The 13,471-nt window shown below is 41.5% G+C and carries 11 protein-coding genes and 2 pseudogenes; 5 read left to right on the forward strand and 8 right to left on the reverse strand.

Going from position 1 to position 13,471, the window contains the following annotated elements; translation table 11 throughout:
* Window positions 1-3,534 (forward strand): annotated as a pseudogene (locus H6G83_RS35615) (hypothetical protein); the annotation flags it as partial.
* A 260-nt stretch (window positions 3,535-3,794) separates the two neighbouring features.
* On the opposite strand, the gene H6G83_RS28875 reads toward H6G83_RS35615, so the two are convergent.
* Window positions 3,795-4,178, reverse strand: a complete 384-nt coding sequence (locus tag H6G83_RS28875) for a hypothetical protein (RefSeq protein ID WP_190478507.1) — start codon at window positions 4,176-4,178, stop codon at window positions 3,795-3,797.
* A gap of 227 nt (window positions 4,179-4,405) precedes the next feature.
* Between H6G83_RS28875 and H6G83_RS28880 the strand changes: the two genes are divergently transcribed.
* Window positions 4,406-5,188: a tetratricopeptide repeat protein gene (locus tag H6G83_RS28880; protein ID WP_190478509.1), complete on the forward strand. Its 783-nt coding sequence runs from the start codon at window positions 4,406-4,408 to the stop codon at window positions 5,186-5,188.
* A 31-nt stretch (window positions 5,189-5,219) separates the two neighbouring features.
* Here the strand turns inward: H6G83_RS28880 and H6G83_RS28885 are convergent, their stop codons facing one another.
* Window positions 5,220-5,510, reverse strand: coding sequence for a hypothetical protein (locus tag H6G83_RS28885; protein WP_190478510.1), 291 nt, complete (start codon window positions 5,508-5,510; stop codon window positions 5,220-5,222).
* 136 nt (window positions 5,511-5,646) lie between these two features.
* Window positions 5,647-5,847: a hypothetical protein gene (locus tag H6G83_RS28890; RefSeq protein ID WP_190478513.1), complete on the reverse strand. Its 201-nt coding sequence runs from the start codon at window positions 5,845-5,847 to the stop codon at window positions 5,647-5,649.
* 62 nt (window positions 5,848-5,909) lie between these two features.
* On the opposite strand from H6G83_RS28890, the gene H6G83_RS28895 reads away from it, so the two are divergent.
* The 3 genes from H6G83_RS28895 to H6G83_RS28905 all read left to right on the forward strand — a co-directional run bounded on the left by H6G83_RS28895 (window position 5,910) and on the right by H6G83_RS28905 (window position 10,720).
* Entirely contained in the window at window positions 5,910-6,554 is a 645-nt protein-coding gene (locus H6G83_RS28895; RefSeq protein ID WP_190478515.1) for a Uma2 family endonuclease, read from the forward strand.
* A gap of 153 nt (window positions 6,555-6,707) precedes the next feature.
* Window positions 6,708-9,875 carry a DEAD/DEAH box helicase gene (locus H6G83_RS28900; RefSeq protein ID WP_190478516.1) on the forward strand — a complete coding sequence of 1,056 codons (3,168 nt, stop codon included), beginning with the start codon at window positions 6,708-6,710 and terminating at the stop codon, window positions 9,873-9,875.
* Window positions 9,876-9,880: 5 nt separating this feature from the next.
* Window positions 9,881-10,720, forward strand: coding sequence for an SWIM zinc finger family protein (locus H6G83_RS28905; protein WP_190478518.1), 840 nt, complete (start codon window positions 9,881-9,883; stop codon window positions 10,718-10,720).
* 213 nt (window positions 10,721-10,933) lie between these two features.
* On the opposite strand, the pseudogene H6G83_RS28910 reads toward H6G83_RS28905, so the two are convergent.
* The 5 genes and pseudogenes from H6G83_RS28910 to H6G83_RS28930 all read right to left on the reverse strand — a co-directional run.
* Window positions 10,934-11,302 (reverse strand): annotated as a pseudogene (locus H6G83_RS28910) (AIPR family protein); the annotation flags it as partial.
* A gap of 182 nt (window positions 11,303-11,484) precedes the next feature.
* Window positions 11,485-12,021, reverse strand: coding sequence for a dihydrofolate reductase family protein (locus H6G83_RS28915; protein WP_190478523.1), 537 nt, complete (start codon window positions 12,019-12,021; stop codon window positions 11,485-11,487).
* A 78-nt stretch (window positions 12,022-12,099) separates the two neighbouring features.
* The gene (locus tag H6G83_RS28920) at window positions 12,100-12,780 is read right to left on the reverse strand and encodes a helix-turn-helix domain-containing protein (protein ID WP_190478526.1); all 681 of its coding nucleotides are present in this window, start codon (window positions 12,778-12,780) and stop codon (window positions 12,100-12,102) included.
* 126 nt (window positions 12,781-12,906) lie between these two features.
* On the reverse strand, window positions 12,907-13,191 hold the full coding sequence (locus H6G83_RS28925) for a hypothetical protein (RefSeq protein ID WP_190478528.1): 285 nt from the start codon (window positions 13,189-13,191) through the stop codon (window positions 12,907-12,909).
* 70 nt (window positions 13,192-13,261) lie between these two features.
* Window positions 13,262-13,432, reverse strand: coding sequence for a hypothetical protein (locus tag H6G83_RS28930; protein ID WP_190478530.1), 171 nt, complete (start codon window positions 13,430-13,432; stop codon window positions 13,262-13,264).
* Between the last annotated feature and the right edge of the window lie 39 nt (window positions 13,433-13,471).

The raw sequence follows: 13,471 nt of genomic DNA on the forward strand, positions 1-13,471 counted from the left end.
CGCCTAATGTATCGCAAGATGATTGAGGAAGCTTCTTTCCAAAACCAGATTGCGGTGGATTTATTTAAAAGCTCTCGAAAACCCGACATGGGTTTAGTTAAGGAAAACAGCCGCTATTTGTATCGAAAAGTTGATTACATAAAGGACAAGAAATTAAAATCAGTCTACTTAACAGAGGGGATAAAAACCACAGGATTTTCACCCGTAGAGCTACTGATCAACCAAGCCAATAAATACTGGGAGCGATCGCAATTAGAATCACGTCCCATCGTCCAATTCCAAGACTTATTCCGTGGCGTGGAGTTCATGCCGCAGCAGAGACTGGAAGCGATCGCCGCGAAATTCGAGTTTGACCGACTGTTCAATGTGGCGTTTAGGATGAATCAAAAGCGGGAAACGGAAATAGGCCCCTCCGCCATCATCCAAACCCAACAAGGAACCCAAATCGAGGTGACAAACCTGACCCGCTACGGGCATCCATTGATTTGGAAGGCACAGACCATAAATCTGAAATTAGAGGCAATTGAAAGCGCCCCTACCAAAGAACGACCGCATACATTAATTGCTGTAGCCCAAATTGATAATGAACTAACAGAGTTAGGAAAACCCGCATACCGCAAACTGGGAACAGTCAGTTTGCAGTCGGTGAAAGACAATAACCTCAAAGCAGGCATGGCTACTAGTAATGCCAAACTGTTGGAACTAAAGCCAGAACTCACGCCAGGGCAAACGAAACTGCTGTTTGATGCGGCTTATGAGTACGCGCGGTCATTCAGAGATAACATAGTCCCAGAACAAAGATTAGGAGCCGCCGCCGCCGCTTGGGCTGTTGGTGCGGCGCGACAGGATGAACTGGAAAAAAAAGCCAAGGATAAGCCTACTGAAAATGAAGCAGAGTCAGTTGATGAGGATAAAACCGAAAAAGAAATTCAAAAGAAAATCCCCAACTTTGTATTTGCAGCATTCCCTGATGAAATAGTATCGCGCTTAGACCAGTTGCAATTCACCGAGTTAACACTGGGAACTCTCAGTAATGAGTCCAATAATTTCCGTGGTCAGGAATGGAACCCCCAAGAATTGTACCCGATTGAAATCAGGGCATCTCACCACCCTCCGGGACATGAGCGCCACGTTTCACGATTGGCATTCGTACAAGATAGTGATGGGCAGTATAAAGAATATGCCATGTTGGAACCAAGAACCGGACAGCTACCGATTGGTACAAAAGCACTGGCTAACATCATCCCAGGGCAGACATACACAGCCAACGCTACAATCTCTATACCGGGAAAGCCAGAGGTAAGCTTTCTCATCAGGGAAATGAGTAAGTTTACTTATGCGGGACGAGTTTTCAACGCCGAAGATGCGTTAATAGAGATTGGTACAAAATCAGTGCCTAGCCAAGCGGTAAAAATTAAATTAGATGGTCAAATTCTAGGAGAACTGGACGCTGATTCAATTAAACAATTGCAAGCATATAATATAGTCAGAGATGGACAACCCCTAAACCTGAAACTAAAAACAATTTCCGACAACCTTAAGCATGGATTTGTGATAGCTCAATCGCCCAACGGGAATTTATTAAGAATTAATAATATTGGCAAATATGACTACAAAGGTCAGACATTTAACGATGAATCTTATCGTAAGCTGACATTAGCTGTATCACAAACCCAGGTCAAGGATGCAATCTTTTTAAACGGTCAACCATTAGGTGTGTTGTTTAAGAATAAAGACAAGGAAGCTCTTAGGGAAATAGGTGTTTTACAACCGGGAAAACTAACTTCGGTACAAGCCACTATTCAAAGCAATTTCTCCACAGCGATACTTAAGGTAGACCCTCAAACAATCGAGTACCCCCAAACATGGACGAAGGAATCGCAGGCGTTTGGCACACAACAGCCTCCAGTACAGCAGCAGATGGTAGAGATAACTGCACCGATATTAGCCAAAATCAAAGAACGCCCGACTATCTTATTTGCCAGCGCAGAGGATAGGGAGCTTGGCATCACGCGCATGGCAGTTGATAATCATAAGTTTGAAGCTGTCAGCCAATGGTTGCGACAAAAAAATGTTAGCTTCACAAAATTAGCACCAGAGTCCGTACCAGAGGAAACCAAGAAAGGACTGTCCGTATTTAGGCTCGTCAACTCTTCCATACCTGAGTCAGTATGGAGGTCGATGACTAGTAAATTCGGTGCAGTTGAGTCATTTGACCAGTATCAAGCGAAAGTGCGATCGCTGCCCTTACGTCCTCAATCTTTGCAACCGTCAGGTGTGGAAAACGAAGATACTCAACCGAGCAATGTAGCGATCGCACTACGTCCGGTGAAGCAGTTTACGCCGAATGATTTCCCGGCGGTGAGAATGATAGAAAGTGCGATCGCTCACAAGCCATTAGAAGAACAATGGTGGTTTGATTCGACGGGAATGCCAACCAAACAAGTTCAAGGTAACGAGCGTTCTGTCAGTGGTGATTATCTGAGTGAAGAACTAGACGCATTACCAGTAGAACACAGAAAGTTCTTTAAACAATTTTGGGGAACACCAGTATTATTGACACATAATCACCCGACAAATAATCCGGTAAATGGTTTTACGAGTGAACCAGTAGGACAAAGGTATGCACCATTGAGCGATAAAGATTTAATAATGGCTTCGTGGTTAAATGTAACTATTAGGGCGGTTAATGCTGAATATGCTGGTGGCGTAGTTCATGAATTTAAGCCAGGGCTAGCTTATCAAACAGATATAGAAGAAGCTCTTCAAGCTGACCCAAATATAGTTTTAAACCCATCAAAACTTGAACAAGAGTTACAGAATAAGCAGTATTACACCAGGGATGACAATGATGAGTTAGTTCCTCTGACCATGACTGATGATAATAAGCCAACCCTGACAACTTATGAATTGCCTAAAGCCAATCTGATTCCTCACCCCCATTTGATGGGTGATAGCTTTACATTTAACTCACCACAGAAGACTGTTAATGTGGAACAACAATCTACCCTAAATCCGCCCAGAGAAGCTATGTCAACTGGCGTTGTTACCCGACAAGGACAAGTTACACCCAGTCCAAGAGTTACCATTGAAGATTTAAAGGACTGGTACGACAATGCCCATAATTTAGGTAAGCCCGACTCTTATTTGAAACGGATTGTGGAAGTAGGCAATGCTTTCAAAGCGGGAGAACCCTTATCAGAGAAAGCCTACGCCGCGATGCAACAGGATAAGACGCAGCTAGACCAAATCATTCGCCTCACCGAAATCGCTCAACGCCTGGGGAATAAATGGGGTGTCCCCATTGAAGACAACCTGACGCTGGTCACAGGCAATAGTTATGACTTGGCTTATAACAAAGAGCGCCAAGACTTAGCGATCGCACAAAAAGATGGTGAGGTACTTTTGCAAGTGGAGCGGGGGAAAGTAACAATTAACAAAGTTACTCCGCATTTATTAGAAACTTTTGATAACGCGGATAAGAGGCTTGAGGCGATTAATCGTGCTACACAGCAGATGGATATGCAGCAGTGAACAGGGTGTAGGGGGTAGGGGGTAGTGTTGGCGTAGCAAGAGCGTAGAGAAGACGGCGCTCTTAAAAGGATTCTGACGAATTCCAATGCAATCACCCTGAAAGGGTGGGGCTTCTGACCCACTGGTTGTTGGGGCTATCTCGATCCTGCAACCCCACACCCCACACCCTACACCCAACAAAGCGCCCCAACGGGGCTTGGTGAGAAGAAGAAAAGCCTCCAAGCGGAGGCTAAGAAGTACTTAACAGTAGTTAACAGTGGTTAACAATAGTACGGATCAAGCAAGATATGCCACAAACCTAACCACTCGGCTAGGCTAACATCTTCTCTGCGTACTGATGCTTTATAGCCGTTAGGATAGAGTTCTTTATCCTGTTCGTTAACTTCTACCGATAAATTAGGCTCACCAGGAACCCAAGATACTCTTAGGATTTCCATACAGCATTCTCCGATTCCGGGGATATTAAAATCTGTGGCTGGAGTCGGTATCCTTTTCTTATTTAATTCCTCGAAATCAGCCAGGAAAGTTTCCCATTCTGCGAGTGAAGTAGGTAGTTCAAGACTATCTTCATAAGCCTTCTGGTTCACCTTTTCTTCTTCGGTTAGATTTAATTCCCACAGTGCATCAATCTCAAAGCCGGACATATATTTTTCTCCAAACTTAACGTTTTCACTAATGCTTATGCAAAGCATCAGTAAGTGAGATTTTTCGTCAAAGCTGAAGTATAGAAAAACGCTAATAGCATATTCTTTACCTCTAACTTTCATTATGTTTCGGCGTAGCCTTTTAAATTCAAGTCCTACAAAATAAGTAATTATAATAAATTTAAGTACAATTATTATAACTAGATAATTTTGGTAAATAAACAATTATGGAAGCAACAAATTTAGAGCAAGCACAAGCTTTTTTTAATCAAGGCATAGAACATCTTAAGTCCAAAGATTTAAAATCCGTTGCTGAATGCTTTGAAAAGGCACTAACGCTTAACCCAAACTTTGCAGAAGTTCATAACGCTATAGGATTAGTGCAGTTTGGGATTGAAAAATATGAAGGTGCGATTGAAATGTTTGAGGCGGCGATCGTCCTCAATCCAAATTTTGCCGAAGCTTATAATAATCGCGGTTTAGCTCGGTTAAAAATCTGCCACAAATCTGAGTTTCCCAAAATTGTTGAGGATTATAATCAGGCGATAACTTCGTTAAGCTTCGCTAACGCTCTCAATCCCAACTTGCTTGAAGCTTATCAAACCCGCGCAGATATTTATAAAAATTACATTGGGGATTTTGATGCGGCAATGCAGGATTATCAAAAAATAATATCTCTTGAACCTAATCATGTAGAGCCTTATATTAACATAGCTCACATTCATTTTGCATTAGGAAATTTAGAAGAATCGCTTGGTCAATTAGAGCAAGCTTTATTGATAGACTCTGATTGTCCAGAAGCTTACTGTGGACGAGGGACAGTTAGGTTTCATTTAGGTGACAAAGAGGGTGCGAAAAAAGATTTGTTCCTGGCTTTTGATTTGTACGAAGCGCAGGGAAATATAGTTTATTGCGTTTTCACAAGGAGTTTAATCATGAATTTATTTAAGGATTATGAAGTGTATAAAGACCTGTTTGAAATTGAAAGTAGGATGAGAGAGAAAAAATAAATACTCCTAACAGGAGTATTTATATAAGAGATTAGAAAGGAATCGGGTCGTCCTCGCTGGGTGGGACATAATTACTTTCGGACGGGAACTCTTGCCTGATAAAATCTTCCAGAATTTCTAATGGAAGATTTTCCTCAAGCTGGACAGCAAACTGATAATTAGCCTGCGTCCAAGTTATCTCAGGGTCTTGTATGAAGTCTTGAACCCTCTCCCTGAAAAACGGATCTCCCTTAATCAGTTCTTTTTCCTCCTGATTCCAATCGCGTTGGTTAATCAGGAGAATAATTGTTTGGAACTGTTCGGCAGTCGCGCTAGTGATCATAGCAATACCCTCCTTTGGGCATGAAATTTTCACTAACGCTTTGGCGTAGCCTTCTTTCAAGAAAGTGTATTGGCGCGTAAGTCCTGTTATTTAAAAAATAAAGCGACGGGCATTAACCCATCGCTTGACAATACAATTAACCAACGATTCTCATCACATCAGCCAGAATTGCCGCAGCTTTGTCGCCAGTTGGCACGAATATCCGCTTACGCCATTGAATAATTTCCGTGAAGCACCCCACAGCCACAAGCCGATCAGCCAACGAGATGGCATCAACCAACTCTAGTCGTGGTTCAAGAGCAATGGAAGACCGCCGCAGCGTGATTCCTCCGGGCAATTGCTGCGAGTGGAAAAGTCCTTGTTAATATTGCAGTATGAGGCAGTAATAGGAAATAAGTCATGTTTGCCCTCGTTTCTCCAGACAAAACTGAATTACCTGCTGGTGCTGTAGTACGATTGCCTGCCAGTTGGCAAGAATATCAGCATTTATGCAATCAACGAGGAGATGGGTCAATACCGCGTATAAAATACCGTGATGGAGAAGTATTGCTGATGTCGCCTTTACCAGTGCATGGTCGAGATGCTCATTTACTGGCTAACATTGTGATGGCTCTACTAGATCACGATGAGCGAGAATATGATGCCTTTACGCCTGTAACTATGAGCTTACCCCAAGAAAGCGGCATTGAGCCAGATTACTGCTTTTATATTGACAATTGGCAGGCAGTCTCAGGCAAAAAACGTATCGACTGGAGGCAAGATCCCCCACCATGTCTAGTCATCGAAATTGATGTCACCAGTTACTCTGATGTGCAAGATTATCTCCCCTATCGTGTTCCAGAAGTTTGGTTGTTCAGAAACCAGCAGTTACTAATTCACGAACTACAAGGTGAAAATTATCAACTGCAAACCCATAGTCGCTATTTTCCTAACTTTGATTTAGCGCAAACCATAGCTCGTTGTGTGCAGATTGCTTACGAGCGTAACTCAAGTGCCGCCATCCGCGATCTTAAAAGGCGATTGAGGAATAATGTTGAGCCTTGATAGCAGTCAGAAACTAGCTTATATGTAAAAAAGTTTCTGATTTTAGCAGCACAAAATACGGTTTTTGGTAAAGTAATTAACAAGCGTCACCTTTTTTTGGAAATGCCAGCGATGGCACTCTTGTTTCAAAGGTAGGACTCAACGGAGATTAAGATGAAAGTCCTTCATGGCTCGTGGATACCAAACCAATGTAGCGATTTTGTACAGTCTGGAGCATTTTATCTATGGGTAGAAACTCCGATTAATAATAAAAAGCGTACTCATACACAAGTTCACCCCGGACATTTATTATCTCTTGAATTAATCAACTTTCTGACTCAAACTTTGGGTCTTAAAGAAACTGAAGCGCAATTAAAACAACGGATATGTTCAAAATATTTTGCTTTACCAACTGCTAATAACCAGCCATTACCTTCACCAGAGTTAGTCAAATACTTAGAAATAGAAGTCCCTGAAGAGTATGAAGATTTTCAATATTGGCAGATAACTTGTTATGAAACTGTTACTTCTGTGAGAGCAGTGACAGCAATTAATATTATTAAATTGCTCAAAGATATTCATTTTTTAGCCTTGTACAATGCTAGTGAATTTCAATTAGGGTCAGATTTATTATTTTGGTATCATTATACGCAATCATTTAGACAAATAATTATTAAGGATCAATATATTCCGTCTTTAAAATATAGAACGATTGCAGCGACTATAAAGAAAAAACCTAAACAACCATCCCCAGGATTGGAAATATATGCTGGTTGGGAAATAATTTCCGAGCAATATGAAGCCAATATTCAAAAATATATTGAATATATGCCATTGATTTGTGTAGCAGGTAACAGCACACAAACTGATAAAATAGAATTTTTCGCTCCAGAAACTCTATTACGCCACTTCAGTGAGTATCTTCTCAATGATTTAGTGAGTAAGACACCATTTACCGCAGCATTTGACAAACAAATTGATGATTCTCTAATTCACTATTGCCTTTATCCCCAAAAACACAACCCACTCAAAACTCATACTGCTCTCCAAGAGTATCAGCAATGGTTGGGATGGAAAAATAGAATTATCCGTACTCAAGCTGAATCACCATTTTATCTTTGCTTTCAGTTACATTCACCGCAGACTGAACAAATCGACAATTGGCAGATGCAATTTTTGGTATCAAGTAAAAAAGATCCGTCTTTAAAGTTAGCTTTGGCAGATTACTGGACGATGAACCCCAAAACCAAAGCTGGTGTACATAAAGAATTTGGCAAAGATTTCGATACTAATTTACTGCTAAATTTAGGCTATGCAGCAAGAATGTATCCCAAACTCTGGCAAGGTTTGGAAACGGATTCTCCCACCCGAATGCAGCTAAGTTTAGATGAGGCGTTTGATTTTCTTAAAGATAGTGCTTGGGTGTTGGAAGATTCAGGATTTAAGGTCATTGTCCCGGCTTGGTATACTCCGACTGGTCGTCGCCGTGCGAAAATTCGTCTCAAAGCTTCTAGTGGTCGCAAGGTAGCTGCTACGGTAGGGGAAAGCAAAAGTTATTTCGGTTTAGATTCACTGGTACAGTATCAGTATGAATTGGCAATTGGTGAGCAAACAGTCACACCCCAAGAATGGGAACAATTGATTAATACTAAAGCACCACTAGTGCATTTTCGCGGTCAATGGATGGAATTAGACCGGGATAAAATGCAGCAGTTATTAGAATTTTGGCAGTCCCACGGCGATGAACAGCCCCAAATGAGCTTGCTAGAGTTCATGCAACGTAGCGCTCAAGGGGAAGATGACTGGGAAATTGAATATGATGCAGCTTTATCAGAAATAATGGCAAAGTTACAAGATAAAAGTCAGCTAGAGCCGATTTCTGAAGACTTAAATTTGCAAGGCAACCTACGAGAATATCAAAAGCGGGGTGTGGCTTGGCTGCAATATTTAGAAAAATTGGGATTAAATGGCTGTTTAGCAGACGATATGGGGCTGGGGAAGTCCTTGCAGGTAATTGCGAGATTAGTACAGGAGAAAGATAGCCAAAGTTCTCCATTACCGACATTATTAATTGCGCCGACTTCGGTTTTGGGTAACTGGCAAAGAGAAATTGCTAAGTTTGCACCCCATTTAAAAACTATGGTGCATCATGGTAGCGATCGCCTGCAAGACCCTGCCGAATTTAAAGCCGCCTGTCAGCAGCATGATGTGGTGATTAGTTCCTTTACTTTGGCTCGCTTAGATGAAAAACTCCTAAATAGTGTGACATGGCAACGTCTAGTTTTAGATGAAGCGCAAAATATTAAAAATCCCAAAGCAGCACAGACTAAAGCTATACTTAAACTCACTGCTAAACACCGTCTAGCTTTAACGGGTACGCCAGTTGAGAACCGCTTACTTGATTTGTGGTCAATTTTTAATTTCCTCAATCCCGGTTATTTAGGAAAAGAAGCCCAGTTTCGCAAATCTTTTGAAATTCCCATTCAAAAAGATAACGACAAAGTTAAATCAACTACTTTAAAGAAACTGGTTGAACCGTTAATTTTACGAAGGGTGAAAACAGACCAATCAATTATTAAAGACTTACCAGATAAAGTTGAACAAAAACTCTATACTAATCTGACCAAAGAACAGGCTTCATTATATGAAGTGGTAGTTAGAGATGTGGAAGAAAAATTGCCAGAAGCAGAGGGAATACAACGCAAAGGTTTAATTCTCTCTACCCTGATGAAATTAAAACAGATTTGCAATCACCCCAGACAGTTCCTCCAAGATAATAGCGAATTTTTACCGGAGCGATCGCACAAACTTTCACGCTTAGTCGAAATGGTAGATGAAGTCATTTCGGAAGGTGAAAGTCTGCTGATTTTTAGTCAATTCACAGAAGTCTGTGAACAAATAGAAAAATATCTCAAACATAACCTTCATTGCAATACTTATTACCTACATGGGGGTACAAGTCGCCAACGTCGAGAACAAATGATTAATGACTTTCAAAATCCTGATACAGAAGCATCTGTATTTGTCCTGTCTCTAAAAGCTGGCGGTGTGGGGATTACTTTAACTAAAGCCAATCACGTCTTTCATTTTGACCGTTGGTGGAATCCAGCCGTTGAAGACCAAGCCACAGACCGCGCTTTTCGCATAGGTCAGAAAAAGAATGTGTTTGTACATAAATTTGTCGCACTTGGCACTTTAGAAGAAAGAATCGACCAAATGATTGAAGATAAGAAAAAACTTTCTTCAGCAGTAGTCGGTAGTGATGAATCCTGGCTGACTGAATTAGATAATGAAGCCTTTAAGAAACTAATTGCCTTGAATAAAAGCACAATTATGGAGTAGTTATTATGAATAAGTTTAGTAGAACGTGGTGGGGCGAGCGCTTTATCAAAGCACTAGAAGATTTTACCGATAATGGTCGCCTACAAAGAGGGCGCTCCTATGCTCGTGGTGGTAAAGTAAAAAGTTTTGATATTGATAAAAATACCATCACGGCTCAAGTCAGAGGTTCCGTGAATCCTTACTTTGGAGTTTATAAAGAACCTACATATAATATAGTCATTGAAATTACTCCCATTGCCAAAACCCGTTGGAATGAAGCCATCAAAAATCTTTCTTCCAAAGCGAGTATTGTTTCGCGGTTATTATTAAACGAAGTCCCCGAAAATATTGAAGAAATATTCTCCCAAATGGGGTTACACTTATTACCCCATAGTAGCAAGGACTTTAAAACTAAATGTTCTTGTCCAGATTATGCTAACCCTTGTAAGCACATAGCTGGCGTTTATTATTTAGTAGCTTCTCAACTTGATAGCAATCCCTTTTTGCTATTTGAATTAAGGGGGCTTACCAAAGTAGAATTACAAGCTAAACTAGCTGATTCACCTTTAGGTAAAGCATTATCTACAGTTTTAGATGAACAAGAATTGGCTATCGAACCGAGTCAATCTTTTTACACAAAGCCTGAAAAACACACTGTTAGTGACAAGCCACACTTAAGAGAGTTTTGGTTAGGGGCGAAACGTTTACCATCTACTATTGAAGTCACCAATGATAGCGGAGTTTCAGCAATTTTAGTTAAAAAGGAAGGCGACTTCCCAGCTTTCTGGCACAAAGATAATTCCTTTATTGAGACAATGGAAGAACTTTATCAACGAGTCAAAACTAAAAATCAAAATCTAATGTGAATGTTTTGATAGTTAATCGCTTTGGATAATTAAGAAACCACAGATACATAGTTTAAATTATCCTGGCTGAACCAACAGTGGATCAAGCTGGCCTTTGGTATGGGAGCAACGCGATTTTTTGAAATTCGGTTTTATTCTCAATTAAATAGGTAAATTCTCAATAACCCCAGGTATTTGGGTGGCGATCGCGCTACTGTAGGGGGAGCATCATCACTCGTTTTTATCCGACTTTAGAAAATCGCGTTGCTCCCATGCTAAAACGGTATGGCCACCGTTAACGATGCCATCACTCCCACCCTCATTAGCCTCTAATATCTCTAGTTCTAGCTGAGTCTTTTTACTGTTGGGCTTGACCTTGTTGGCACACAGTACAATTCCACTATGCCGCTCAAAGAACTTTTCAGGTTCTGTGGTCAGTGAGTCGAAAATTTGTCTGTACGTTGAGCTTTTGCGGTTCGGCTCCCGAATATTTGGTTCTAACGGTAGGTCAGAAGGAAAGCTGTCAACATGAGCAGTAGCGATAATGCAGTGTGTGTTTGCATTGAAAAACTGGTCTACTTTCAAAGCCCAATTTTTTGGCATAGTCTTCTTAGCCCAAAAGTGCAGTGCATATTGATCCAGAGTACAGAATCCTGAATCGAATGGCACTAAAAAGCCTCAAAATATCTTGGCATAAACTTTAGAGATATCTGAGCAAATATACTTAAGGAGGTAGTTCAATCTTACAAATCAAGAACGCTGATTTTTTGCACAAATGGCGGTGATTATTTGCGCTCTGGTTCATAGACTAGTGCCACAACACCTGAACTGAACGACTGTGATTTCAAAAGCTTCAAAGTCGCAGTAGTACCCTCTTGAAACAGAAGCTTGCCTTTGCCCACAACTACTGGGTAAACAAGCAGCCGATAGAGATCCACAAGATCGTGCCGAATGAGAGTTTGCACAAGCGCGGAACTGCCGTAGACCAGAATGCCCTGGCCGTCTTGCTGCTTGAGTCGGGTGATTTCTTCGACGATATTGTCTTTGATGAGAGTTGAGTTGTTCCACTCTACTGCGTTTAAGGTCTTTGACACTACGTATTTGCGGACGTTATTCATGTATGAAGCCCCATCATCAGTGCTGTTTGGCCAGGCGGCGGCAAACCCTTGATAAGTCACGCGCCCCAGGAGCAAAGCATCACTGGTGAGTTGCTCTTCATCTTTAAACTGAGCGATGTCGTCATTCCAATAGGGTGCAGTCCAGGCCGGTTCTTCTATAACGCCATCGAGTGATATGAATTCAGTGACGACTACTTTTCGCATGGTGTTATCCTTTTACCATTCGCTGTCTACCGCAATTATGGTGCAGCAAGAGAACGGAGTTTTGGAAAAAAACGCAAACTATGGAACCGCGATTTTGGAAATGATTTGCGCGGGAGTTTTGCCAATAAAGTGCTTTAGCGAATTAGTCAGATGTGCCTGATCAAAATAGCCTAGCTCGAAGGCAGTGTCTAAAATGGATGTACCTTGCTCAAGCAACCAGACGGCACAGTGGGCGCGTTCAATCTGCTGAATCGTCTTTTGGGTTAATCCGGTTGCCTGCAAGAAACGGTACTGTAAGGAACGTATCGATATGTCGGGCTTGTGTCCTTTTATTGCCGCCTCGACCACTGGATCTCGCACAAGTATCTCCTGACGAATCAGCCTGTTGACAAACACATCGGCGTTTTCAAAGGTCGGCAATTCCCAGGACACACCATGCAGCCAGAAGGAAGTATTTGACGCTTCAGGAAGAGTTGCATCCTGCCGATCCACAAGGGTTTTTACAGGAAGATGGGGCATGAACGTGCCAAGTTTGAAGGTGATGCCAAAGAACTCAGCTTCGGCCGGGAAATCGGCAAGGGATGCTTTAGTTTCCGGGCCTCGTGCGACAATCTTTGTCTTGCCGTTGAAGGTGGCGATGACGATCTCCCAGTGACTGACAGCTGAGGAAGTAAAACTACCAGCGCGATCGCTGTGAGTGTGCCAAATCGTTTCGACAAAAGACAAGTCTGCCGACCTTGTTTCAAATACAAATTCCATACTGTCTTCTGTAAGAATAACAGAACTATCGGAGCAACTAGGACTACAAACTTTATATTTAGTTATAATTTTGACTTTTAATTCCTTAATAGATATCTCCCGAATTAGTCGTTTCTACAAAACTTTTTAATCGACGGGAGCAGCAGATTTCATCGGTTGTCTATTGTTCAGATAAATATAGCCATAATAACGTGATAACTCCTCAAACCAGAAGTTATCAAAGCATGAGCCTACTAGTGAACCAGTCAGTGAACCTATGACTGACCCAACAACAGAAGCACCCAAAGACATTAGTAATGCAACTGTTGGTGAACCACTCCCAATACCAACAACACAACCAATAGCTGAACCAACAATTGCACCGCTTAAAGAACCAGCAACAGAACCAATTACAGACCCAATTCTTAACATCGGTTGATTACTACGTTATTTTTCAGAACTGTCTAAAATTATATACGTATATTAGCGGTGAGAGTGTACATCAAAATTTGATAAACACCAATGCACAAGCAAAAAGGAATGAAATCAGGAAACCCCAGCCAAGTGCAGAGTAACGGCGAATAGCATTGCGTTTAAACAAGGCAATTGCCGCAGTCACGAAACCACCTAAAAAGCAAATTAAAAAAGTTTTAGACCAGACGATAGTTGCCATTAGCTGAATATCAGATGTTGGGCTAGGAGTGGGTTTATT

The sequence above is a fragment of the Anabaena azotica FACHB-119 genome (genome assembly GCF_014697625.1).
Classification (GTDB): domain Bacteria; phylum Cyanobacteriota; class Cyanobacteriia; order Cyanobacteriales; family Nostocaceae; genus Trichormus; species Trichormus azoticus_A.